The 24,590-nt window shown below is 68.6% G+C and carries 20 protein-coding genes and 1 pseudogene; 18 read left to right on the top strand and 3 right to left on the bottom strand.

Annotated elements, in window-relative coordinates:
• The first annotated feature begins 162 nt into the window (after positions 1-162).
• The 4 genes from ABDJ40_RS07800 to ABDJ40_RS07785 all read left to right on the top strand — a co-directional run bounded on the left by ABDJ40_RS07800 (position 163) and on the right by ABDJ40_RS07785 (position 7,427).
• Positions 163-2,154, top strand: coding sequence for a S9 family peptidase (locus tag ABDJ40_RS07800; protein ID WP_347608429.1), 1,992 nt, complete (start codon positions 163-165; stop codon positions 2,152-2,154).
• Positions 2,155-2,233: 79 nt separating this feature from the next.
• Entirely contained in the window at positions 2,234-3,685 is a 1,452-nt protein-coding gene (sbcB, locus tag ABDJ40_RS07795; protein WP_347608426.1) for an exodeoxyribonuclease I, read from the top strand.
• A gap of 124 nt (positions 3,686-3,809) precedes the next feature.
• On the top strand, positions 3,810-6,590 hold the full coding sequence (prsT, locus tag ABDJ40_RS07790; RefSeq protein WP_347608423.1) for an XrtA/PEP-CTERM system TPR-repeat protein PrsT: 2,781 nt from the start codon (positions 3,810-3,812) through the stop codon (positions 6,588-6,590).
• A 495-nt stretch (positions 6,591-7,085) separates the two neighbouring features.
• Positions 7,086-7,427 (top strand): hypothetical protein, encoded by a 342-nt coding sequence (locus ABDJ40_RS07785; protein ID WP_347608420.1) that lies wholly within the window; start codon positions 7,086-7,088, stop codon positions 7,425-7,427.
• A 321-nt stretch (positions 7,428-7,748) separates the two neighbouring features.
• Here the strand turns inward: ABDJ40_RS07785 and feoB are convergent, their stop codons facing one another.
• Positions 7,749-9,620: a ferrous iron transporter B gene (feoB, locus tag ABDJ40_RS07780; RefSeq protein WP_347608417.1), complete on the bottom strand. Its 1,872-nt coding sequence runs from the start codon at positions 9,618-9,620 to the stop codon at positions 7,749-7,751.
• 70 nt (positions 9,621-9,690) lie between these two features.
• The gene (locus ABDJ40_RS07775; protein WP_347608414.1) at positions 9,691-9,999 is read right to left on the bottom strand and encodes a FeoA family protein; all 309 of its coding nucleotides are present in this window, start codon (positions 9,997-9,999) and stop codon (positions 9,691-9,693) included.
• A gap of 506 nt (positions 10,000-10,505) precedes the next feature.
• Between ABDJ40_RS07775 and ABDJ40_RS07770 the strand changes: the two genes are divergently transcribed.
• From ABDJ40_RS07770 to ABDJ40_RS07710, 13 genes are all read left to right on the top strand, one after another.
• A complete protein-coding gene (locus ABDJ40_RS07770; RefSeq protein WP_269633712.1) occupies positions 10,506-11,489 on the top strand; it encodes a BMP family lipoprotein in 984 nt (327 codons plus the stop codon).
• A gap of 112 nt (positions 11,490-11,601) precedes the next feature.
• Positions 11,602-13,152, top strand: coding sequence for an ABC transporter ATP-binding protein (locus tag ABDJ40_RS07765; RefSeq protein WP_347608411.1), 1,551 nt, complete (start codon positions 11,602-11,604; stop codon positions 13,150-13,152).
• Positions 13,149-14,267, top strand: a complete 1,119-nt coding sequence (locus ABDJ40_RS07760) for an ABC transporter permease (protein ID WP_347608408.1) — start codon at positions 13,149-13,151, stop codon at positions 14,265-14,267. Before ABDJ40_RS07765 ends, ABDJ40_RS07760 begins: the two co-directional genes overlap by 4 nt.
• A complete protein-coding gene (locus tag ABDJ40_RS07755) occupies positions 14,260-15,225 on the top strand; it encodes an ABC transporter permease (RefSeq protein WP_347608405.1) in 966 nt (321 codons plus the stop codon). Before ABDJ40_RS07760 ends, ABDJ40_RS07755 begins: the two co-directional genes overlap by 8 nt.
• A gap of 10 nt (positions 15,226-15,235) precedes the next feature.
• Positions 15,236-15,652 (top strand): cytidine deaminase, encoded by a 417-nt coding sequence (cdd, locus tag ABDJ40_RS07750; protein WP_347608402.1) that lies wholly within the window; start codon positions 15,236-15,238, stop codon positions 15,650-15,652.
• Positions 15,653-15,684: 32 nt separating this feature from the next.
• Entirely contained in the window at positions 15,685-16,530 is an 846-nt protein-coding gene (locus tag ABDJ40_RS07745; protein WP_347608399.1) for a purine-nucleoside phosphorylase, read from the top strand.
• A gap of 41 nt (positions 16,531-16,571) precedes the next feature.
• The gene (deoC, locus tag ABDJ40_RS07740) at positions 16,572-17,351 is read left to right on the top strand and encodes a deoxyribose-phosphate aldolase (protein WP_347608397.1); all 780 of its coding nucleotides are present in this window, start codon (positions 16,572-16,574) and stop codon (positions 17,349-17,351) included.
• Positions 17,352-17,355: 4 nt separating this feature from the next.
• Positions 17,356-18,672, top strand: coding sequence for a thymidine phosphorylase (deoA, locus tag ABDJ40_RS07735; protein WP_347608394.1), 1,317 nt, complete (start codon positions 17,356-17,358; stop codon positions 18,670-18,672).
• Between the two features lie 62 nt (positions 18,673-18,734).
• Positions 18,735-19,469 carry a tRNA (guanosine(46)-N7)-methyltransferase TrmB gene (gene trmB / locus ABDJ40_RS07730; protein ID WP_347608391.1) on the top strand — a complete coding sequence of 245 codons (735 nt, stop codon included), beginning with the start codon at positions 18,735-18,737 and terminating at the stop codon, positions 19,467-19,469.
• 36 nt (positions 19,470-19,505) lie between these two features.
• Positions 19,506-20,714, top strand: a complete 1,209-nt coding sequence (gene coaBC, locus ABDJ40_RS07725) for a bifunctional phosphopantothenoylcysteine decarboxylase/phosphopantothenate--cysteine ligase CoaBC (protein WP_347608388.1) — start codon at positions 19,506-19,508, stop codon at positions 20,712-20,714.
• 62 nt (positions 20,715-20,776) lie between these two features.
• Entirely contained in the window at positions 20,777-21,226 is a 450-nt protein-coding gene (gene dut, locus ABDJ40_RS07720) for a dUTP diphosphatase (protein ID WP_347608385.1), read from the top strand.
• 68 nt (positions 21,227-21,294) lie between these two features.
• Positions 21,295-21,777: a GreA/GreB family elongation factor gene (locus ABDJ40_RS07715; protein ID WP_347608490.1), complete on the top strand. Its 483-nt coding sequence runs from the start codon at positions 21,295-21,297 to the stop codon at positions 21,775-21,777.
• Positions 21,778-22,427: 650 nt separating this feature from the next.
• Positions 22,428-22,721 carry a hypothetical protein gene (locus tag ABDJ40_RS07710; protein WP_347608382.1) on the top strand — a complete coding sequence of 98 codons (294 nt, stop codon included), beginning with the start codon at positions 22,428-22,430 and terminating at the stop codon, positions 22,719-22,721.
• A 427-nt stretch (positions 22,722-23,148) separates the two neighbouring features.
• Here ABDJ40_RS07710 and ABDJ40_RS07705 read toward each other — a convergent pair.
• Positions 23,149-23,916 (bottom strand): annotated as a pseudogene (locus ABDJ40_RS07705) (IS110 family RNA-guided transposase).
• A 139-nt stretch (positions 23,917-24,055) separates the two neighbouring features.
• Between ABDJ40_RS07705 and ABDJ40_RS07700 the strand changes: the two are divergent.
• The gene (locus tag ABDJ40_RS07700; RefSeq protein ID WP_347608379.1) at positions 24,056-24,508 is read left to right on the top strand and encodes an ester cyclase; all 453 of its coding nucleotides are present in this window, start codon (positions 24,056-24,058) and stop codon (positions 24,506-24,508) included.
• Positions 24,509-24,590 lie beyond the last annotated feature (82 nt).

Below are 24,590 nucleotides of genomic sequence, written 5' to 3'. Positions count from 1 at the left end.
ATGGGCCGCGCGCCGGCCCCGGCCCCATGCCGGTCCGCATGTTGGATGACTTCCCCCAGGCGGGGGAAAAAGATGGAAAACCCTGAGGCTCCAGACCCGTGCGCGGTCGGGTCGGCGCGGAGAATGCTGCTGCCTCGCAATCTGGGGTCAAGGAGGATGTGGATGAAGAGAAGAACCGTGCTGACGACCGGCGCACAGATGCTGGGCCTGGCCGCCCTGCCCGCCGCGATGAATCTGGCCCGCGCCCAGGCGGCGCGCACGCCGCTGCCCCTGCGCAGCTTCAGCCGCCGGCCGCTGATGGAGCAGGTCTCTCTGTCTCCCGACGGCAAGCGGCTGGCCGCGCTCGTCAACGGTGAGTCCGGCACCATGCTGGTCACCCGTGCGGCGGCTGGTGGTCCCGTGCAGAACCTGATGACCACGGACAACCTGGAGTTCATCTTCAGCTGGATCCGCTGGATCAACAACGAGCGGCTCATCCTGGGCCTGCGCTACCCCTCGCACCGCGAGGACGACTTCCTCGGCGTGTGGGCGACCACCGAGACGCGCCTGGTCGCCATCAACGCCGACGGCAGCAACCCCATCAATCTGATCAAGAACCGCGGCGCCTCGGCCAAGAACCTGCGCTGGGCCCAGATCCAGGACGAGGTGCTGGACTACCTGCCAGACGGCAAGCACATCCTGCTGGAGCTGCCCGCCAGTGACCGGGTGTTCGACACCGCCGTCTACAAGGTCAACGTGGACACCGCGGAGCGCAGCACCTACTTCACCGCCCGCGATCGCATCTACGACTGGGTCACCGACGCCTCCCACCAGGTGCGCGTGGGCATCGGCCGCACGGAGCAGGGCGTCATCTCGGTGTGGGTCTGCGATGCCAATGGCAAGAACTGGCGCCAGATCTCTCATTACGCCGCCTTCGACCGCGAGCGCATGTACCCGCTGGGCTTCGGCCTCGACCCGGACCAGCTGTACCTGCAGGCCCTGCACGAGGGCCTGCCCGCCGTCTTCACTCTGGACATCAGCAAGCCCGACAGCAAGCCCGTGCTGAAGCTCGCCGACAAGCGCTATGCACTGGACGGCAGCCTGATCCACGACGAGCGCGGCGAAGCTGTGGGCATCCGCAAGGCCGTGCTGGGAGAGATGGCCAGCTTCTACTGGGATCCGCGCTACAAGGCCTGGCAGAAGGAGCTGGACGAGTCGCTGCCGGGGCGCTTCAACATGCTTTACGCCGGCGCCCGCAACGGGCAGGACTTCATCCTGACCTCCGAGGTCCCGGGGCAGCCCGAGAGCGTCTACATCGCCAACCTCGGCGACGCGCCGAGCATCAAGCTGCTGGCCCAGACCTATCCCGAGCTGCACAAACAGCCCCTGGGCAAGAAGCAGCACTTCCTCTACAAGGCCCGGGACGGCATGGAGTTGCATGCCTTCGTCACCTACCCCCCGGGGGCCGAGAGCAACGAGAGGCTACCGGTGGTCATCATGCCGCACGGCGGGCCGCAGGCCGCTGACGGGCTCGAATTCGACGCCTGGGCCGCCTTCATCGCCGACCGCGGCTACCTGGTGGTCCAGCCCAACTTCCGCGGCTCGACCGGCTATGGCGAGGCCTACATGGAAGCCGGACTGCGACGTTGGGGCCTGGAAATGCAGGACGACCTGGAGGATGTGGTCCGTCACTGCGTGGACAGCAAGTGGGCAGATCCCTCCCGCGTGGCCATCGTGGGGGCCAGCTACGGCGGCTATGCGGCGCTGATGGGGGCGGTCAAGACACCGGACCTCTACCGAGGGGCCTTTGCCTTCGCGCCCGTGACCGACCTGATCGATTTCGTCGATGACGCCGGCCAGGGCAGTCGCCGCGAGGCCGTGCGCCGCCAGATCGGCGATGCCCGCGACGATGTCGAGCGCCTGCGCAGCACCTCGCCCGTGCTCCATGCCCAGAAGATCAAGGTGCCCGTCGTGCTGCTGCATGGCACGCACGATCGTCAGGTGGACTACAAGCACTCGGTCAAGATGGCCGAGGCCCTGAAGAAGGCCGGGAAGGTCCACAGCTTCCATACCTTCGACAAGGGCGACCACCAACTGAGCCACCAGGCCTACCGCGACCAGCTCTTCGGCCATCTGGAGAAGTTCCTGGCCCAGGTCCTGGCGCCCAGGGGCTGAGGGCGGGGGCCGGCCTCGTCCGCCTTGCTGCGGATGGGGCCGGCGCCGAGCCCTCCCGGATGGAGTATCGTGCGGGCCCATGCAGACCCTCAGCTTTCTCTGGCACGACTACGAGACCTTCGGCCGCGTGCCGCGCCATGACCGCCCCGCCCAGTTCGCCGGCATCCGCACCGATGCCGAGCTCAACGAGATCGGCGAGCCCCTGGCCCTCTACTGCCAGCCCTCGCCGGACTACCTGCCCGACCCCGAGTCCTGCCTGCTGACCGGCATCCTGCCCCAGCAATGCCAGGCCGAGGGCGTGCCGGAGCGCGAGTTCGCCGCCCGCATCGAGGCCGCACTGGCCCAGCCCGGCACGGTCGGCGTGGGCTACAACACCCTGCGCTTCGACGACGAGGTCACCCGCTTCCTCTTCTGGCGCAACCTCATCGACCCCTACGCCCGCGAGTGGCAGAACGACTGCGGCCGCTGGGACCTGCTGGACGTGCTGCGCTGCACCTTCGCCCTGCGCCCCGAGGGCATCGAGTGGCCGCGCCATGAGGACGGCCGTGTGTCCTTCAAGCTGGAGGACCTCAGTCGCGCCAACGGCCTGGCCCACGAGCAGGCCCATGACGCGGTGTCCGACGTCCGGGCCACCATTGCCCTGGCCCGCCTGGTACGCCAGAAGCAGCCCCGGCTTTTCGACTTCTGCCTCAAGCTGCGCAAGAAGGAGGCGGTCTGGGCGGAGATCGGGGTGAACCGCCCCTTCTGGCACATCTCCGGCATGTACGGCGTGGAGCGGGGCTGCCTGGCCCTGGTCTGGCCCCTGGCGCCCCACCCGAGCAACAAGAACGAGCTGATCGTCTGGGATCTGTCCCATGACCCGTCCGAGCTCTTCACCCTGGACGCCGAGGCCGTGCGCGCACGGCTCTTCACCCGTCAGTCCGAGCTGCCCGAGGGGCAGATGCGCCTGCCCATCAAGTCCATCCACGTCAACAAGTCGCCTGTGGTGATCGGCAACCTGGCCACCGTCAACGACGCCCTGGCCCAGCGCTGGGGCCTGGACAAGGCGCAGGCCCTGGCCCATGCCCAGCTGCTGGCCGAGAAGGGCGGGGCGCTGGCGGGGCTGTGGTCGCGGGTCTACCAGCGCGAAGCCCTGCCGCCCCTGGACGTGGACGAGGACCTCTACGGCGGCTTCGTCGGCAATGAGGACCGCCGCCAGCTGCAGCGCCTGCGCACCCTGGACGGCGCCGCCCTGGCCGAGCGCGTGGCCGCCGGCCGCATTGCCTTCGAGGACGGGCGCCTGGAGGAGCTGCTGTTCCGCTACCGCGCCCGCAACTTCCCCGGCTCCCTCACGGACGCCGAACAGGCGCGCTGGCAGCAGCACTGCGTGGCACGCCTGCATGGCGGCGAAGGCGGCGCCCTGAGCCTCAGCGCCTTCTTCGAGCGCATCGACGCCCTGGGCGAGCAAGCCGACCACGCCGAGGACGAGCGCAACCAGGAGATCCTCGGAGCCCTGTACGACTACGCCGAGTCCATCGCACCGCCGCTGTGAGCGCGGCCGTCACCCGGCATGACATCGCTCAAGAGGCCCCGCCCCTGCGAGTGTGGGGGTGTCCCTGCTGCAATCTTCGGCGCTTGAGGGCATGATCCCGCCGCAAACCTTCGGAGACATTGACTTGAAACTGCGCGCCCGACGTCTGAGCCTTCCCCTGGTCCTGAGTGTGAGCCTGCTGGCTGCCTGCGGTGGCAAGAGTGAAGAGGAGTTGATGGCCTCCGCCAAGACGGCCCTGCAGCAGCAGGATGCCAAGACGGCCACCATCGAGCTGAAGAACCTCCTGCAGAAGAATCCGTCCAGCCCGGAAGGCCGCTTCCTGCTGGGCAAGGCCCTGCTGGACAGCGGTGACCTCGCCAGCGCCGAGATCGAGCTGCGGCGCGCCCTGGAATACAAGCACCCCCAGGAGCAGGTGCTGCCGCTGCTGGTGCAGGTGATGCTGAGCCAGGGTCAGCTGAAGAAGGTGCTCAGCGACTACGGCAGCACGCGCCTGGCCGACAAGTCCGCCCAGGCCGCCCTGGACGCCCAGCTCAGCGCCGCCGCCCTGGGCACCGGCGACAAGGACCGCGCCCGCCAGCTGGCCGATGCCGCCGTGGCCGGCGACCCGGGCTCCGAGCAGGCCAGCCTGGCCCAGGCGCGCATCCTGTCCAGCCAGCAGGCCTTCGACCAAGCTGTGCAGCGCCTGGACGAACTGCTCAAGACCCACCCCAAGTCCGTCAATGCCCTGCTGTTCAAGGCCCAGCTGCAGCTGCGCGCCCTGAACCAGCCCGCCGAGGCCACCAAGACCTTCCAGCAGCTGCTGGCGGTGCGGCCGGACCAGTTCGATGCCCATGACGCCCTGCTGAGCCTGGCCCTGGCCCGCAATGACGTGGAAGCCGCCCGCCAGCAGCTGGCCGCCATGAAGAAGGCCGGCGTGCCCGGTGGCCGTTCGGCCCTGCTGGAGGCCAAGGTCGAGATGGCCGCCGGCAACTACAGCCGCGCCAAGGAGCTGGTGCAGGCCCTGCGCCGTGGCGCGCCCGAGCACCTGGGCCTGCTGAGCATGGCCGCCATGGCCGAGGCCCGGCTGGGCAATTACAGCGAGGCCGAGGCGCTCTCGGCCAAGGCCGTCCAGCTGGCACCGCAGTCATCCCAGCTGCGCTACCAGCACGCCCAGGCCCTGATCAAGCTGCGCCAGCCGGCCAAGGCCCTGGCCGCCCTGAAGCCGCTGCTGGACAGCAGCAGCAAGGACAGCGAGGCCCTGGCCCTGGCCGGCCAGGCCAGCATGCTGCTGGGCGAGCAGAAGCAGGCCGAGGACTTCTTCAAGAGAGCCTCGGCCCTGCGCCCCGAGGACCAGCGCTACCGCGCGGCCCTGGCCATCGGCCAGCTGGGCCGGGGTGGCTCCGGCGAGGCGGCGCTGAGCGAGCTCAGCAGCATCGCCGCCACCGAGAAGGGTACGGGCGTGGACCTGGCCCTGATCAGCGCCCTGGCCGGTCGCCGCGACTACGCCGGCGCGCTCAAGGCCATCGAGGGCCTGGAACGCAAGCAGCCCGACTCCGTGGACGTGCCGCTGCTGCGCGGCCGCGTGCAGCTGGCCCAGGGCAATCTGACCGAGGCCCGCAAGTCCTTCGACATCGTGCTCAAGAAGGACCCCAAGATGCTGCTGGCGGTGGGCGGGCTCGTGACCATTGACGTCAACGAGAAGAAGCCCGACCAGGCCCGCACGCGCCTGGAGGCCTACATCAAGGACAACCCCAAGAACTCGCAGGCCCTGCGCGCCCTGGCCGAGCTGGATGCGCAGCTGGGCAAGCCGCACGACCAGATCCTCAAGACGCTCAATGAGGCCGTGCGGGTCGACCCCAACGACGCCATGGCCCGCGAGATGCTGCTCGACGTGCTGCTCGCCGGCCGCGATGCCAAGCTCACGCTCAGCACCGCGCAGGCGGCCGTGGCTGCCATCCCGAACAATGTCGAGCTGCTGGAACGCCTGGCGCGCGCCCAGCTGGCGGCCGGCGAGAACGGCCAGGCCCTGAGCACCTTCGGAAAGATCACTTCGCTGATGCCGGAGTCCGGCGTGGGCCAGCTTGGCACGGCCGGCGTGCAGATCATCAACAAGGACTACCAGGCGGCGCAGCGCGAGCTGAAGAAGCTGCTGGACGTGAAGCCGGATGACCTCCAGGGCCGCGCCATGGCCATCCAGGTGGAGCTGCAGCTGAAGCGCCCGCAGGAGGCCCTGGCCCTGGCCAAGGATCTCCAGACCCGCCACCCCAAGGCCGCGGCCGGCTACCTGGCCGAGGGCGTCGTCCAGCAGGAGCTCGGCGCGACCGAGCCGGCCCTGGCCGCCATGCGCAAGGCCCTGTCCCTGGAGCAACCGGGCGAGGCGCCGTTGCGCCTGCATGCCTTGCTGCGCAAGGCCCGCCGCGCCGCCGAGGCCGACAGCTTTGCCGAGGGCTGGCTCAAGTCCCACCCCGAGGACACCACCTTCGGCCTCTACCTCGCAGACCTGGCCCTGGCCAGCGGCGACTATCCCGGCGCCGAGAAGCACTACCGCGCCCTGCTGGCCAAGCGCCAGGACCTGGTCGGCGCCCTGAACAACATGGCCTGGCTGCTGAGCGTGCAGAAGAAGCCCGGCGCCCTGGACTACGCCCAGAAGGCCCTGGCCCTGGCGCCCGAGCAGCCCGCGATCATGGACACCTATGCCAGCGCCCTGGCCGCCGAAGGGCAGTCCAAGAAGGCCCTGGAGGTGCAGCGCCAGGTGGTCCAGCTCTCGCCCGAGGTGCCCACCTACCGCCTGGCCCTGGCCCGCTACCTGCTCGCCGCCGGCGAGAAGGCACCGGCGCGCCAGGAACTGCAGCAGCTGAGCAAGCTGGGCAAGGGCTTCCCGCAGCAGGACGAGGTCAACAAACTGCTGGCGGAGGCCAACCGCTGAGTGGATGCCCGGCGGTCCCCGGGGCTGGCAAGGCAGGGCCAGCCCGGCCTTCGGGCCGGACGTGACGGTGGCAAGGGCGAAGCCGAAGCCGAAGCCGAAGCCGAAACCGTACGCGTGCCGTCCCCCCGCTGACCCGGCAAGGCCGGCGTCGCCCGCCCGTGTACGAGGCCCTGCCGCTTTCGAGCCATGCCGTCTGCAGGTATGGGGCTGCAGCCGTCAGCGGCTGGGGACACGGCGGCTGGGGTCAGGCGGCTGGGGTCAGGTCTTGACACCCCGACGCATGCCCGCCTGGCCTCCGTCGTCGACCGACGCGGCATGCGGCCCCCCAAAGGTTGGCGTTGAGGTTTGCCGCCCGAACACCCATCATCCGTGCACGCTCCAGGAACTCTTTTCGCACCTGAACGAACACCGATGAAGATCACCCGCCTTGCCCTCAGCCTCGGCCTCGGCCTTTTGTCTCTCCCCGCCTTTGCTGGCGAAGTCCCGGATGCCACGGTGGCCAAGATACTCGGCCTGCCGTCCGTGAAGCACACCGTGCGGCCCATTGCCGCGTATGGGATCAAGGCGACGGACGTGCTCTACCAGGACACCCAGGGAACCACCGTGCTGACCCTGCGCCTGGCGTCCGCCGACCAGTTCGCCATGTGGAAGTCCGTGACCGGCATCAAGATCCGCCCGTTTCCCGCCCTGGGCGGCGATGCCTTCCAGTACGAGGACATCCGGACCGTCTGCGCCAAGTCCGGCGGCAGTGCCGTGTGCGTGACCCCGGACATCCTGAACAAGGCCAAGCCCGCCAGTGATGCGCAGCTGGCCGAGCTCGTCAAGGCGGCCTTCTAAGCCCCGCAGCGCTGCCGCGGGCCGGTAGCGGGCCGCGCCGCATGCCCGAACGCAGGCGAACTCGCGCACCAGGCGGCCAGACCGGCCAAGGGCTGCGGGGACGCGGCAGCCCATGACCGCTGGGCTCAGGCAAGACCCGACCCCCTTGCGCGCCTTGACCCCGCGGCTGGCCACTCACCTCCCGCAAGCCCGATCCAGTGGACGTTGACGCGTGCGCTCGGCGCAGCCGGAGACCGTCCCGCACGACGCCCGAAGATCCGGCTCCGCCGGCCCTACGGGCGTGCCCTCTCGGGGGGGGGGGCGGCCGCAGGCCGTCGGGGGTCAACCCAGAATCCAGCGGCTGATGTGGAAGGTGGCATAGGACGCCAGATACGCCAGCCCGAACAGATAGCCCACCATGATCAGCGGGATCTTCATGCCGCCGGTCTCCCGCCGCACGGCGGCCAGCGTGGCCACGCACTGCGGGGCGAAGACGAACCAGGCCAGCAGGGAGAAGGCTGTGGGCAGCCCCCAGCTCTGGGCGATCAACGGTGCCAGGGCCTGCGCGGTGTCCTCACCGGTGGCGGCCAGGGCGTAGACGGTGCCCAGGGCGCTGATGGCGATCTCGCGGGCGGCCAGGCCAGGCACCAGGGCCAGGCTGATCTGCCAGTTGAAGCCGATGGGCTCGAAGATCACGGCCAGGCCACGGCCCAGCATGCCGGCGAAGCTGTACTGGATGGCCGGACCCGTGGCACCTTCCGGCGGGCCGGGGAAGCTGGCCAGCAGCCACAGCAGCAGGGTCAGGACCAGAATGATGCCGCCCACGCGGCGCAGGAAGATCACTGCCCGCTGCCACAGGCCGATGGCGATGTTGCGCGGATGCGGCCAGTGGTAGCTGGGTAGCTCCATCATCAGCGGGCGGGTCTGCTGGCCGCTGGTGAAGCGCTTGAGCACCCAGGCCACGGCCATGGCGCCCACGATGCCGGCCAGGTACAGCGCGAAGAGCACCAGGCCCTGCAGCTGGATGCCACCCCACAGCTGGCGCTGCGGCACGAAGGCGCCGATCAGCAGGGCATAGACCGGCAGGCGGGCCGAGCAGGTCATCATGGGGGCGATCAGGATGGTCACCAGGCGATCGCGCGGATTGGCGATGGAACGCGTGGCCATGATGCCGGGGATGGCGCAGGCGAAGCTGGACAGCAGCGGGATGAAGCTGCGCCCCGACAGGCCCACGCTGCCCATGATGCGGTCCAGCAGGAAGGCGGCCCGGGGCAGGTAGCCGGACTCCTCCAGCACCAGGATGAAGAAGAACAGGATCAGGATCTGGGGCAGGAAGACCAGCACGCCGCCCACGCCGGCGATCAGGCCGTCGACGACGAGGCTGCGCAGCCAGCCCTCGGGCATCAGCGAACCCACCTCGGTGCCCAGCCAGGCGATGGACGCCTCGATCAGGTCCTTGGGCGGTTCGGCCCAGCTGAACACGGCCTGGAAGAGGAAGAACAGCAGCACCGCCAGCAGCACCGGGCCCAGGACTGGGTGCAGCACGAAGCGGTCCAGCTGGTCGCTGGGCAGTTCGGGCGTCTGCTGGTCCAGCCCCAGCTCATGCAGCAGGGCATTGACGCGCGCCTGGTCCTGCGGGTCGGTGCTGGGCTCGCCCTGGGCCGGCACGGCCGGCCAGTCCTCGCGCTGGCCCAGCAGGGCGCGCAGATCGTCCAGGCCTTCGCCCTTGGTGGCCACCGTCCGGACCACGGGCACGCCCAGGGCGCGGGACATCTTCTCGGTGTCGATGTGCAGGCCGCGCTTGGCCGCCAGGTCCGCCATGTTGAGGGCGACGACGCAGGGCAGGCCCATGCGCTGCACGGCCAGCACCAGGCGCAGGTTGCGGCGCAGATTGGTGGCGTCCAGCACGCAGACGACGAGGTCCGGCCGCTTCTCGCCGATGGCGCGGCCGGCCAGCACGTCGCAGGTGACGCGCTCGTCCGGCGAACGCGGATAGAGGCTGTAGGTGCCGGGCAGGTCCAGCAGGCGCAGGCTCTTGCCCTGGGGGGTCTGCACGCGGCCTTCCTTGCGCTCGACGGTCACGCCCGCGTAGTTGGCCACCTTCTGGCGGCTGCCGGTCAGGCGGTTGAAGAGGGCGGTCTTGCCACAGTTCGGATTGCCGACCAGGGCCAGCAGCGGGCCTGCCGGATGCAGATGGATGACGGCTTCGTTCATGGGAGCAACTGTTGCACTGCGTGCGATCCCGCAGCGCGGGAAGGAGCCCCTTGGGGCGGCCGGGCCTGGCTCATGCCAGCGCTTGCTGGCTCAGGGCTGGCGCGTTCGTCAGTTCGGGGGCCTCGTGGGGCAGGGCGAGCTCGATGCAGTCGGCTTCGGCGCGGCGCAGGGCGAAGGTCGACTGGCCGATGCGCACGACGAGCGGGTCGGCGCCCGGCAGGCCCTTCGCGATCACCGAGACATGCTCGCCGCTGACGAAGCCGATCTCCTCCAGCCATTGCGGCCATTCCGGCGCATGGGCCGGGGCGTGCAGGGACTTGACCCGGTGGGCCTGGCCGATGCCGGCCTGGGCCAGCGTGAAGGACGGGGCTGCAATCATGGTGTCTGCCGGGAGCGAGGCTCTGGAAGAGGATGATGGCATTCTAAATGAGAAAGAATCGCATTTAGTGGTCAAGGCTTGAGCCAGCGCAAGACTGGCGCGTGAATTTTTGTAGAGGGCCGGCTCCAGACCGGGGGCGGGCGCCCCGGGAGGCGCTCCCGTGCCCCGGTGGTTCGGGACCCGCCGGTGCAGGGGCCGTGGCCGTGACGGCTGCGGTATCCAGTGCGGTGCACAAGGAGGGTTCGCCGCGGCCACGGGGATGCCCCGGCGTGTGGCCCCAGCCCCTGAGGAAACGGGCGCGCAAACGTTTAGCGTTTTCCTCATTCGCCGATACACTCCCGCTTTCTAGAATGCGCTGGCGTTGCCGCAGTGGTGGCGCCGGGCGGGTTCGTCAGGCGATCTTCCGGGAGAGCCCCGTCGGATCTGCGGGGTGGATCTGCCGGCGGGTCGTCCGCCACATCCCTTGTTCGTCCGTTGTCTGTTCTGTCGAGATGGAATTGCCCACCATGAAGACCTTGCACACTCTTGCCGCGACGGCCCTTGCCGCGCTGACCCTGGCCGCCACCACCGCGCAGGCCCAGCAGCCGGCCGTCATCTTTGACATGGGGGGCAAGTTCGACAAGAGCTTCAACGAGGCTGCCTACCGCGGCGTCGAGCGCTGGAAGGCCGAGACCGGCAAGAACTACCTCGAGTTCGAGATCAGCAACGACACCCAGCGCGCCCAGGCCATCCGCCGCATGGCCGAGCGCGGCGCCAGCCCCATCATCTCGGTGGGCTTTGCCCAGGCCTCGGCCCTGCAGCAGGTGGCCAAGGACTTCCCCAAGACCAAGTTCGTCATCATCGACGAGAAGGTCAACATGCCCAATGTGCAGGCCGTCGTCTTCAAGGAGCACGAGGGCAGCTTCCTGATCGGCGCGCTGGCCGCGCTGACCAGCAAGTCCGGCAAGGTGGGCTTCGTGGGCGGCATGGACATCCCGCTGATCCGCAAGTTCCAGTGCGGCTACGAGCAGGGCGCCAAGGCGGCCAATCCCAAGATCGACGTGCAGGCCAACATGACGGGCACCACGGCGACCGCCTGGAACGACCCGACCCGCGGTGGTGAGCTGGCCAAGGCTCAGTTCGCCAAGGGCGTGGACGTGGTCTTCGCGGCCGCCGGCGGCACCGGCGTGGGCGTCTACCAGGCCGCCAAGGACGCCGGCAAGCTGGCCATCGGCGTGGACAGCAACCAGAACCACCTGCAGCCCGGCACCATGCTCAGCTCCATGGTCAAGCGCGTGGACGTGGCCGTCTACAACGTGCTGAAGGAGTGGCAGCCCGGCATCAAGATCCTGGGTCTGGCCGAGAACGGCGTCGAGTACGCCGTCGACCAGCACAACGCCAAGCTGATCAGCCCGCAGGTCAAGGCCAAGGTCGAGGCCTACAAGGCCGACATCATCGCCGGCAAGATCAAGGTCGCCGACTACATGGCGGACAACGCCTGCAAGTACTGACGAGCCCCCGCGGCAAGACCTGACCCCGGTCGGGTCTGCCGCCCGGAAATCGCGGGGCGTCCGGTGTGGCGCCCTCCCAGCGCCACATCCCCATCCACCCATGACAGCTCCGATGAGCACCGCCCAGCCGGCGGTCCGCCTCTGCGAGATCTCCAAGCGCTTCGGCGCCGTGCAGGCCAACCGCGGCGTGAGCATCAGCGTTGCCGCGGGCACGGTCCACGGCATCGTCGGCGAAAACGGCGCCGGCAAGTCCACGCTGATGGCCATCCTCTACGGCTACTACCAGGCTGACGAGGGGCACATCGAGATCCAGGGCCAGCGCGTCCAGATCCCCGATTCGCAGGTCGCCATCGCCCAGGGCATCGGCATGGTCCACCAGCATTTCATGCTGGTCGAGACCCTCAGCTGCCTGGACAACGTCATGCTGGGCGCCGAGGGCGGCTTCTTCCTCGGGGGCGCCAAGAAGGCGGCCCGCGCGAAGCTGGAAGCGCTGATGCGCGAGACTGGCCTGCAAGTGCGCCTGGACGCCCTCGTGGGCGACCTGCCCGTGGGCGAGTTGCAGCGCCTGGAGATCCTCAAGGCCCTCTACCGCGGCGCCCGCCTCCTGATCCTGGACGAGCCCACCGCGGTGCTGACGCCCCAGGAGACCGAGCAGCTCTTCGTGACCCTGCGCCAGCTCCGCGCCATGGGTACGACCATCTTGCTGATCACCCACAAGCTCAAGGAGGTGATGGCCCTGTGCGATGCCGTCACCGTGATGCGCGCCGGCCAGGTGGTCAAGACCGTGGCCATCGCCGAGACGAATCCCGAGGACCTGGCCGAGTCCATGGTGGGCCGCAAGGTCAGCCTGGGCCGCGAGGACGGCGAGGGCGCCAGGGCCGGCGAGCTGCGCCTGCAGGCCCGCGGCCTCGCTCTGCGCAACGAGCAGGGCGTGCAGACGCTCAAGGGCGTGGACCTGGACCTGAAGGCGGGCGAGATCGTCGGCGTGGCCGGTGTGTCGGGCAATGGCCAGAGCGAGCTGCTGGCCCTGCTGTCGGGCATGCAGGCGCCCACGGCCGGGCAGCTGACGGTGGCCGGCCAGACCTTCGAGCCCGGCGCCTGGATGACGCCCTCGCAGGCCCGCACGCTGCGCCTCGCGCACGTGCCCGAGGACCGGCACCTGTGCGGCATGGTGATGAGCTTCCCGGCCTGGGAAACCGCGGCCCTGGGCTACCACGAGCAGGCCCAGTACCGCGCCGGGCCGTTGGGCCTCTCGATGGACCAGGCCCACATGAAGAGGCAGGCCGCGGAGTTCATGGAGCGTTTTGACGTGCGCCCCCGCGACCCGCTGCTGGGGTCGAGCAAGTTCTCCGGTGGCAATCAGCAGAAGCTGATCCTGGCCCGCGAGATCGCCCAGAAGCCCGCGGTGCTGCTGGTGGGCCAGCCCACGCGCGGCGTGGACATCGGCGCCATCGAGTTCATCCACGGCCAGCTGCGCCGGCTGCGTGACGAGGGTTGCGCGGTGCTGCTGGTCTCCAGCGAGCTGGACGAGATCCTGGCCCTGGCCGACCGCGTGGTGGTGATGAACGCCGGCCGCGTGACCGGCGAGCTGGCCATTGCCGACTGCAATGAAAAGACCCTGGGCCTGCTGATGACGGCCCAGCCCGAGGAGGCGCAGGCATGAGCGCGCAATCGTTGACCCTGCCGCGCTGGATGGACCTGCTGCTGCTGCCCCTGTGGAACCTCGTGGTCGCGCTGGGCGTGGCCGCCCTCGTGGTGCTGGCCATCCACCAGAGCCCGGTGCAGACCTTCTCCGTGCTGGTCGAGGGTGCCCTGGGCAGCGGCCGCGGCCTGGGCTACACGCTGTACTACACCACCACCTTCATCTTCACCGGCCTGGCCGTGGCCGTGGCCTTCCACGGCGGGCTCTTCAACATCGGCGGGGAAGGGCAGGCCACCTTCGGCGGCCTGGGCGTCGCGCTGCTGGCGCTGTGGCTCTCGCCCAAGCTGCCGGCCGTGGTGATGCTGCCCCTGCTGGTGCTGGCTGCGGCGCTGTTCGGTGCGGCCTGGGCGGCGGTGCCGGCCTATCTGCAGGCCTGGCGCGGCAGCCACATCGTGATCACGACCATCATGTTCAACTTCCTGGCGGCCAGCCTGAACGTGTACCTGCTGGTGAACTGGCTGCGCCCGGCGGGCTCCATGTCGCCCGAGAGCCAGGAGTTCGCCGAGAGCGCCCGCATGCCCGCCCTGCATGCCCTGGCCGAGAAGCTGGGCCTGGAGTGGCCGTCCTCGCCGCTGAACCTGAGCCTGCTGCTGGCCCTGCTGGCCTGTGTCTTCGTCTGGTGGTTCCTGTGGAAGAGCCGCGCCGGCTACCGCCTGCGCGCCGTGGGCTCGGCGCCCGAGGCCGCGCACTACGCCGGCATCCGCCCGCGCCTGCAGGTGCTGGTGGCCATGGGTGTCTCCGGCGCGCTGGCCGGGCTGATGGCGGTCAACGAGATCTCCGGCGTGCAGGGCAAGCTGACCCTGGACTTCGTGGCCGGTGCCGGCTTCACCGGCATCGCCGTGTCCCTGATGGGGCGCAACCACCCGGTGGGCATCGTGATGGCCTCGCTGCTGTTCGGCGTGCTGTACCAGGGGGGCGTCGAGGTGTCCTTCGAGGTGCCCGGCTTCTCCCGAGAGATGGTGGTGACGGTGCAGGGCCTGATCGTGCTGTTCGCGGGGGCGATGGCCATGGTGTCGGCGCCGATGTTTGCCAGGATCTACGCCGCCCTCAAGCGCAAGGAGTCCAAGAATGGATGAGGTGCTGATCGGATCGGTGATCGCCTCCACCCTGCGTGTCACCACGCCGCTGCTGCTGGGCGCGCTGGCGGGCCTGCTGTCCGAGCGCTCCGGCGTGGTGGACCTGGGCCTGGAGGGCAAGATGCTGTCGGCCGCCTTCGCCGCGGCCGCGGTGGGCGCCCTGAGCGGTTCCACGACGCTGGCCATCGTCGCGGCGCTGCTGGTGGCCTGCGTCTGGTCCCTGGTGCACGGCTTCGCCTGTGTCAGCCACCGGGGTGACCAGGTGGTGTCGGGCGTGGCCATCAACATGGTCTCGGCCGGCCTGACCGTGGTGCTGGGCATCGCCTGGTTCGCGCAGGGCGGGCAGACACCGCCGGTCTCGCCCGAGGTGCGCCTGCACGGCCTGGTGCCAGGTCTTGCCGAGCCGGTGGAAGGGCAGTGGTTCGCCTCGGTCCTGGGCCATGGCCTGCTGAGCCACAACGGCCTGGTCTACACGGCCTTCGCGCTGGTCTTCGCCGTCTGGTATTTCCTCGAGCGCACCCGCCCGGGCCTGCGCCTGCGCGCGGTCGGAGAGAACCCCGCCATGGTGGAGGCCGCCGGCGTCTCGGTGAAGGGTCTGCGCTACGGCGCCCTGGTGCTCAACGGCCTGCTGTGCGGCCTGGCGGGCGCCTACCTGACCCTGGCCCAGAACGCCTCCTTCGCCCCCAACATGACCGCCGGCCGCGGCTACATCGCCCTGGCCGCGATGATCTTCGGCAAGTGGAAGCCCCTGCCTACCGCGGCAGCTTGCCTGCTGTTCGGTTTCCTAGATGCTGTCGCCATCCGCCTGCAGGGCGTGAAGCTGCCGGGCATCGGCGAGGTGCCGGTGCAGGCCATCCAGGCCTTGCCCTATCTGCTGACCGTCATCCTGCTGGCCGGCTTCATCGGCCAGGCACTGGCGCCCAAGGCCCTGGGCCGGCCCTATGTCAAAGAACGCTGAGGGACCTGCCATGCCGCCCCTGAACGACGCGCTGCTGCAGCAGCTGCTGGCCGCCGCGGCCAGCGCCCGCAGCCATTCGCACGCGCCCTACTCGAGGTACGCGGTAGGCGCCGCGGTGCTTGACGAGCAGGGCCGCGTGCACGCCGGCTGCAACATCGAGAACGCCGCCTACCCGCAAGGCTGGTGCGCCGAGACCACCGCCCTGGGCGCCATGGTCATGGCCGGTGGCCGCCAGGCCCGTGCGGTGCTGGTGATGGGCCCCGGCCCCGAGGTCATCACGCCCTGCGGCGGCTGCCGCCAGAAGCTGCGGGAATTCAACAGCGGCGACCTGATCGTCATCGCCGCCGACCCCGCCGGCATCAAGGCCCACTGGACGCTGGAGCAGCTGCTGCCGGCGAGTTTCGGACCAGGCCACCTGCGCTTCTGAACGTCCGACCCAAGAGAACACGGAGAACGAACATGATCGACCGCAACACCCTCAATCCCAAGATCGACGCCAGCGTGGCCAGGCTGCAGGCGCAATTCGGTGCCGCGCCTGCCGTGGCCGTGGTGCTGGGCTCCGGCTGGGCCGGCGCCGTGGACCAGGTGCAGGGCGCCCAGCACCTGTCCTATGCCGAGCTGCCGGCCTTTCCGCAGCCCAAGGTCGAGGGGCATGTGAACGAGGTCGTCGTCGGCACCATGGGCGAGCAACGCGTGGTCATGCTGCGCGGCCGCGCCCACACCTACGAGAGCGGCGACTGCACCGGCATGGCCGGCGCGCTGCGCAGCCTCAAGGCCTGGGGCGTGAAGGTGCTGGTGCAGACCAACGCCTCGGGCTCCCTGCGCCCGCACATGCCGCCGGGCGCCCTGATGCTGATCTCGGACCACATCAATGCCCCGCAGCGTTCCCCCCTCGTGGGCGAGCCGGGCAGCGAGCGCTTCGTGGACATGAGTGCTGCCTATGACGCCGAGCTGCGCCAGCACGCCAAGGCCGTGGCCAAGGCCGAGAATCTGATCGTGGGCGAAGGCGTCTACTGCTGGGCCCTGGGCCCGCAGTTCGAGACGCCGGCCGAGATCCGCATGTTCGCCGCCTGGGGCGCCGACGCCGTGGGCATGAGCACCGTGCCCGAGACCATCCTGGCCCGCCACGCCGGCCTGCGCGTCATGGGACTGGCCCTGATGACCAATATGGCCGCCGGCCTGTCTGACGAGGCCCTGACCCACGCCCTGACCCTGCAGCAGGCCCAGGCCTCCGGCGCCCGCGCCGCGGCCTACCTGGCCCAGGTGGTGGCAGGCATGGCCGGGCTCGACTCGCTCAAGGGCTGAGCCACATCAAGGGCGGCCTGGGGTCGCCCAGGGAGAACCGCATGACAACAACCACTGACCGCCTGGACCTGCTCCAGGCCGCACGCCTGGCCCTGCAGTGCCTGGACCTGACCAGCCTCAACGACGCCGACACCGCCGCTGACGTCACCGCGCTGTGCGAGCGCGCCCAGACCGCCTTCGGCCCCGTGGCCGCGGTGTGCGTGTGGCCGCGCTTCGTGTCGCAGGCGCGCTCGATGCTGCCGCCGGAGATCAAGGTGGCCGCCGTGGCCGACTTCCCCGATGGCGCGCTGGATGTGGCCCGCGCCATTGCCGACATCGAGACCATCGCGCAAGCCGGTGGCGACGAGGTCGACGTGGTGCTGCCCTGGCGGGCCCTGCAGGCTGGCCAGCGCAGCGAGGTCGAGGAGTTCCTGGCCGAGGTGCGCCATGCCAGCCGGCCGCTGACGCTCAAGGTCATCATCGAGTCCGGCGAGCTGGCCGAGCCGGAGCTGATTGCCGAGGCCACGCGCCTCTCGCTCGCCGCGGGTGCCGATTTCGTCAAGACCAGCACGGGCAAGACGCCCGTCTCCGCTACGCCCGAAGCCGCCCGCGTGATGCTGCGCGAGATCGCCGCCTCGGGCATGGCCTCGGCCGGGTTCAAGGCCTCGGGTGGCATCCGCTCCGTGGCCGATGCCCAGGGCTATCTGCAGCTGGCCGCCGACGTGCTGGGTGCTGATGCCCTGCAGGCGCGCCGCTTCCGCTTCGGCGCCAGCGGCCTGCTGAAGGACATCGAGTCCGTGCTGTCCGGCCAGGCCTCGCAGGCCGTCACCTCCGCTTATTGAACCCATGCTTGCCCAAGAAATCATCCGCGCCAAGCGCGACGGCCAGGCCCTCTCCGAGGCCCAGATCCAGTCCTTCGTGAAGGGCCTCACCGATGGCAGCTGGAGCGAGGGCCAGGTGGCCGCGCTGGGTATGGCCGTGTTCCTGCGCGGCATGGGCCGCGAGGAGGCCGTGCACCTGACCCGCGCCATGATGCATTCCGGCCGCGTGATGCAGTGGCCCGACATGCCGGGCCCCGTGCTGGACAAGCACTCCAGCGGCGGCGTGGGTGACAAGGTCAGCCTCATGCTCGCGCCCATGGTTGCGGCTTGCGGCGGCTATGTGCCCATGATCGCCGGCCGCGGCCTCGGCCACACCGGCGGCACGGTGGACAAGCTGGAGGCCATCCCCGGTTACACGACCACGCCGGACCCGGCCCGCTTCGACCGCATCGTGCGCGAGCTGGGCTGCGCCATCATCGGCCAGACGGGCGACCTGGCCCCCGCCGACAAGCGCTTCTACGCCACGCGGGACGTCACCGCGACCGTGGAGAGCGTGCCCCTGATCACCGCCTCCATCCTGTCCAAGAAGCTGGCGGCGGGTCTGCAGGGCCTGTCCATGGACATCAAGTGCGGCAACGGCGCCTTCGCCAGCACGCCCGAATTCGCCCGTGAGCTGGCCGAGAGCATCGTGGCCGTGGCCGGCGGCGCCGGCCTCAAGACCCGCGCCCTGATCACCGACATGAACGAGGTCCTGGGTGACGAGGTGGGCAATGCGCTGGAGATCGCCGAGACCATCGCCTACCTGAAGGGCGATCGCCGCGAGCCGCGCCTGCATGAGGTGACGCTCGCGCTGGCGGCCGAGATGCTGGTGATCGGCGGCCTCGCGGCCGACACCGCCGCCGCCCGCGCCCGCCTGCAGCAAGCCCTGGACAGCGGCGCCGCCGCTGAGAAGTTCGCGCAGATGGTCGTGGCCCTGGGCGGCCCGGCCGATCTGATGGAACGCCCGCAGGCCTATCTGCCGGCCGCGCCCGTGATCCAGGCCATTCCCGCGCCGCGTGCCGGCGTGCTGTCGGCCATGAAGACGCGGGACATCGGCCTGCTGATCGTCGAGATGGGCGGCGGCCGCCGCGTGGCCAGCGATGCCATCGACTTCCGCGTGGGCCTGTCCGGCGTCCGCCATGTGGGCGCCTCGGTGGCCGCGGGCGAGCCCCTGGCCCTGGTGCATGCGGCCGACCAGGCCCAGGCCGATCGCGTGATCGCGGCCTACCAGGCAGCCGTCACCTTGACCGAGCCCGGCACCGCCGTGGCGCCGGCGCCCATCGTGATGGACGTCATCGGCTGACAGCCTCCGCGGCGGACGGGCAGGGCGCCGGTAAAATCCCGGCCCTTCGCCCGGAATTTCCCATGACCACGCCGCCTGACCTCACGCCCCCCGACACCCAAGACGCCACGCTCGCTGAGGGCGAGGCCCCGCGCCGCGCCATCAAGAGCTTCGTCGTGCGCGCCGGCCGCATGGGCACGGGCCAGATCAAGGCCCTGGCCGAGCTGGGCCCGCGCTTTGTGCTGCCCTTCCAGGCTGGCACGCCCCTGAATTACGAGGCCGTCTTCGGCCGCAAGGCGCCGGTGGTGCTGGAGATCGGCTTCGGCATGGGCGGCGCCACCGCGCAGATCGCCCAGACCCTGGCCGACCACGACTTCATCGGCTGCGAGGTGCACGAGCCCGGCGTGGGCGCGCTGCTGAAGCTCATCGGCGAGCAGGACATCCCCAACATCCGCATCTTCCAGCACGACGCCGTCGAGGTGCTGGAGCAGATGATCCCGAAGGCCAGCCTGGCCGGCATCCACATCTTCTTCCCCGACCCCTGGCACAAGAAGCGCCACAACAAGCGGCGCCTGATCCAGACGCCGTTCGTGGCGAAGCTCATCGAGCATCTCGCCCCCGGTGGCTACCTGCACTGCGCCACCGACTGGCAGCCCTATGCCGAGCAGATGCTGGAGGTGCTCAGCGCAGAGCCGCAGCTGCAGAACACGGCCGAGGGCTATGCCGAGAAGCCGGCCTACCGGCCCCTCACCAAGTTCGAGAACCGCGGCCTCAAGCTGGGCCACGGCGTCTGGGACCTGGTCTTCAAGAAACGCTGAAGCGCGGCTGCGCCCCGGCTGATAGAGTCCCCGCTCATGTCTGACGCACTCCCACTGGCCGGCAAGCACATCCTGCTGGCGCTCTCCGGCGGCGTGGCCTGCTACAAGGTCGCCGAGCTCACCCGCCTGCTCGTGAAGGCCGGGGCCACCGTGCAGGTGATGATGAGTGAGGCCGCCGAGGCCTTCATCACGCCGGTCACGATGCAGGCGCTCTCGAACCGGCCGGTCTACACCAGCCAATGGGACGCCCGCGAGCCCAACAACATGGCGCACATCAACCTCAGCCGCGAGGCCGACGTGATGCTCATCGCCCCCGCCAGCGCCGACATGATCGCCCGCCTGGTCCAGGGCCGCGCCGACGAGCTGGTCTCCCTGACCGCGCTGGCGCGCCCGCGCGAGCGCTGCGGCCTGCTCGTCGCCCCCGCGATGAACCGCGAGATGTGGACCCACCCCGCCACCCAGCGCAACATCGCCCAGCTGCAGGCGGACGGCGCCCAGGTGCTGGGCCCCGGCCATGGCGATCAGGCCTGCGGCGAGGTCGGTGACGGCCGCATGCTGGAGCCGCAGCAGCTGCTGGACGCCGTGATCGCGCACTTCCAGCCCAAGCTGCTGCAGGGCCGCCGCCTGCTGATCACCGCGGGCCCGACCTTCGAGGCCATCGATCCGGTGCGCGGCATCACCAACCTCTCCAGCGGCAAGATGGGCTTTGCCATCGCGCGCGCTGCCGCCGAGGCCGGCGCCGAGGTCACGCTGATCGCCGGCCCCGTGCACCTGCCCACGCCGGTGGGCGTGCGCCGCATCGACGTCACCAGCGCCCAGCAGATGCTGGAAGCCGTGCTGCCGCGCGCCGCGCAGCACGAGGTCTTCGTGGCCACCGCCGCCGTGGCCGACTGGCGCCCCGCCCAGCTCAACGAGCACAAGATCAAGAAGGACGGCAAGAAGAGCGCCCCCACCTTCGAGCTGACCGAGAACGCGGACATCCTCGCCACCGTGGCCGCGCTGCCCGATGCGCCGTACTGCGTGGGCTTCGCCGCCGAGAGCCAGGACCTCGTCAAGCATGCCCGCGAGAAGCTGCTGCGCAAGAAGCTGCCCCTGGTGGTGGGCAATCTCGGCCCCGCCACCTTTGGCAAGGACGACAACAGCCTGGTGCTGGTCGAGGCCGACCGCGAGACCGAGCTGCCCCGCGCCGACAAGCTCACGCTGGCCCGCCAGCTGGTGGCCGAGATCGCCCGCCGCGTCGGCTGAGCGCCGCCCCGTTCAGTCAGGTGGCAAGACCTGACCCCTTTCGAACTCTCTCCCCGACATCCATGAGCACCATCGACCTGAAAGTCCTCGACGCCCGCATGGCCGAGCAGCTGCCCGCCTACGCCACGCCCGGCTCGGCCGGCCTGGACCTGCGCGCCTGCCTGGACGCCGCCGTGACCCTGGAGCCCGGCCAGACCCATCTGGTGCCCACCGGCCTGGCCATCCATATCGGCGACCCCGGCCTGGCCGCGGTGATCCTGCCGCGCTCAGGCCTGGGCCACAAGCACGGCGTGGTGCTGGGCAACCTCGTGGGCCTGATCGACTCCGACTACCAGGGCCAGCTCATGGTCAGCGTCTGGAACCGCAGCCAGACCGCCTTCGTGATCCAGCCGATGGAGCGCATCGCCCAGCTGGTGATCGTGCCGGTGGTGCAGGCCCAGTTCCGTGTGGTGGACGAGTTTGGTGCCAGTGATCGTGGCGAGGGTGGGTTCGGGTCGACGGGCAAGCATTGAGGCGCTCAGCCTGACGCGGGCTGGTGGCAAGATCCGCTCCCGCTTGTTCGAGAGGCCGGCCTTCCATGATGGACAAATTCTTGCTGCGGCAGCGAGTGCTGGACCAGCTCGCCGATGACCTGCTGCAGGCTGAACAGGCGGCGCGGGTGGCCCATGAAACGGCGACGCATGAAGAGAACGTCGCCGAGAACAAGTACGACACGCTCGGGCTCGAGGCTGCCTACCTGGCCACCGGCCAAGCGCGTCGCGCCGAAGCCATCCGCCAGGCGATGGCCCAGTGGCGCCAGTTCCAACCCCGCCCCTACGACCCGGGCAAAGGCATACAGCTGGGCGCGCTGGTCTGCCTAGTCGACGCCGACGGCGTGGAGCAGCAGCTCTTTCTCGGCCCTGAGGGCGGCAGCATGAAGCTGCTCAGCGGCGCACAGAGGGTGCAGGTCATCAGCAGCGAAGCGCCCTTGTGCAAGGCCGTGCTTGGCAAGTGCGAGGGGGATGAGGTGTTGATGCAGGTCGCTGCCGTCCGACAGCAGTTTGAGGTGCTGGGGGTTCAATAGGCTGACCGTCAGTTCAAGGCTCCTGCTGCCAGCGTCGCAGAACGGTAGACGCACGGCCAACGGCCGTCCTCGAGAGAGGCCCAGGCTTCGGGGCCACGATGCGTCGCATCAGTTGCAGCCCGTGCCGCTTGTGTCCGGATTTTTAGTATCCTGGTCGGGACTGGAGACTGGGAGAAATCACCGATGAATCAAGGGATTGAGAGAGCTTGTTGCGGTGTTGTTAGGTGGGTGGCATCGACGTTATGCGGCAGTGTCTGTCTCCCCATAGCAGGTTGGGCGTCATAGAGAGAATCTTCGTGTTACCACAAAGAGACGACTTCTCAGCCCGCACGCTTGATACGCTCGCAAAGCGTGTCGGATTTCGCTGCTCGAACCCGATTTGCGGAAGACCAACTGCTGGCCCGCGGAGCGAGGCTGACGCAGTAGTAAACATTGGTGTTGGCGCACATATCTCTGCGGCGGCACCTGGTGGGCCGCGCTTTGACCCAACAATGTCAGCTGCTCAGCGACGGTCTATAACAAACGGCATCTGGCTCTGCCAGGTTTGCGCCAAGCTCATAGACAACGATTCCACCCGCTACACGGCAGACGTACTTAAAGACTGGAAGCGCCTAGCAGAGACAGCGGCTATCGCTCAGTTGGAAAGACCAATGCACCAGGAGACCGAAGCGGAACGAATTGCCAAGCGAACAGAACGCCGCAAGCTCATTGACTCCTGGCGGTCGGCCATCTCAAAAGAGAAGCACGACTTCATTGACTATCGAAGCAAGTTCTTATCCTCGGCCACCTACTCAAGTCTGCGCCACCATCTTTCACCAGAGATAGTTCGAATGATCGAAGCTCCTCGCACCTTTTACGTAGGTGGCGCTCGCGGAGACAATATTCGTCAGTACACGTTGCTTGATGAAGTAGCTCGCCTGGAGCGCGAGTGGGGCTTGTTGTGAGAATGACGCCCAACCCTTCAATCGAGAGGACTTGCCCCGGCAAGCCGGGTCAGCTTCTCATCTGAAACTACAAGGGCTTCCCCGTCCGTCAAGCCAAACGCATCCCTAATGGCCCGCTGTGCGGGCCATTTCTCCATCTGAACTTCTTTCTTCAAGACCTGCAGCCGTGGCAGGGGCTGGCGTTGGCAAGGACAACAAGGTGCGGACTGGCCAATCAACAAACGGTCATTCGTGTGGCGCTCGATGCTACGGACCCTGATGAAGGACGCACGCGGGGGGGCCATTCGTTAGCCGGCAAGTCTTGCGCCGCCCTTGAGCTAGTCGGTCACGCCCCGCGCAGGTCCAAGCCTGTTGTCATCAACGCTTGCTGTCACACGGCGGTGGTTCTGTGTTGCTTTTGAATCGATGATGGACAAGCCGATGGGGCTCAGGCAGGCAGCGCAAAAGCCTCGCCACGCCGCAGCACTGCCCAAGCCTTGCGCGCGTTCTTCGCGGCGATGGCGACGACCGTCCGCCAGTAGCCGCGTCGCTCGGCGAGGGCTACCGCCCATCGGCTGATTGCATCGGTCTTGTTCTTGGCGGCCGCCAGCAGCGCCTTAGCGCCCAGCACGAGCAGGCTGCGCAGATAGGCGTCGCCCGCTTTGGTGATGCGCCCCAGCCGCGTCTTGCCACCCGAGCTGTATTGACCCGGCGTGAGGCCCAACCAGGCCGGGAACTGGCGGCCGCAATCGAAGTCGTGCCCATTGCCAATCATGGCAAGCAAGCAAGTGGCGGTAGTGGGGCCGACAACGCCCAACTTCATCAGTTGGTGGGCGCGCTCATCGTCTTTGGCCATGGCCTGGATGTGGGCGTCCTACAGCGCCACACGCTCGTCCAGCCGCGTGACTTCGCTGAGCAGATCACCGATCACGGTGTTGGCGTAGCCTGGGAGATCTTCCAGGCACGCGCAGGCACGCCGACGCACGGTGGCGGCCTTGAGTGGCAGCACGATGCCGAATTCGCTTAGCAGCCCGCGGATGCGACTGAGCGTGGCGGTGCGCTGCTCGACGAATCCCTGGCGGGCACGGTGCACCATCAGGCGCGACTGCTGCTCAAGATTTTTGATCGGCACGAAGCGCATGTGGGGGCGCTGGATGGCCTCGTTGATGCCATGCAGGGCAAACACGTTCTTGGCGAGATCGATACCCACGTACAGTCATGGCCATGACGTCCCCTTCCGAATGAGTTGATGAGAGATCGCGCTTCCCATCGTGGCACTCAGTTGCCGTTCGCCGCATCGCGGCTGGTTCGGGACGGGGAAGTCGTTAGGCATCGCAACAAACCCGCTGCTACACATGAACCACGCTGCCCGAGATCAGATCCTGAATGCCAGCTACACGCTGTTTCGCGATGGCCAAGTCGACGCCATAAGTCAGTACTTCGCTCCGGACTACGTTGTTCACATCACGGATCAGGACGTACTAGGTGGAACAAGTTTGGTTCGATCAGTTGTCGATCTGTATCGCGGAGCGTTTTCCGACCTGAGTGTTGAGGTGCGGTTCTTCCTTGATTCATCAGACACCGTGAGTTGGCAGAGAACCATGCGCGCAACCCATACAGGTCCCTTCAAAGGCTTCCCTGGTACAGGTCAGCCCATCATCTGGCGGGAGATGGTGGTAAGTCGCTTGTCCGGCACACTCATTGCGGAGGAGTGGGTTGTCACGGAACTTGCTGAACGACTGCTTCTCGGCCGAAAGTCGCTTTCTCGAACCTTGCGGAAGCCGAACCGGCAACGCGGCGATGCCTAACCCTTCTACAGGGACCTCCCGGTAACTATGCAAGCTCAATGAGGACTGTTTTCGATACGTGCCTTTGCTGTTTTCCCGTCCG

It is taken from the genome of Roseateles flavus, from assembly GCF_039872765.1.
Classification (GTDB): Bacteria; Pseudomonadota; Gammaproteobacteria; order Burkholderiales; family Burkholderiaceae_C; genus Roseateles_B; species Roseateles_B flavus.
This window is presented reverse-complemented; position numbering and strand designations above follow the sequence as displayed.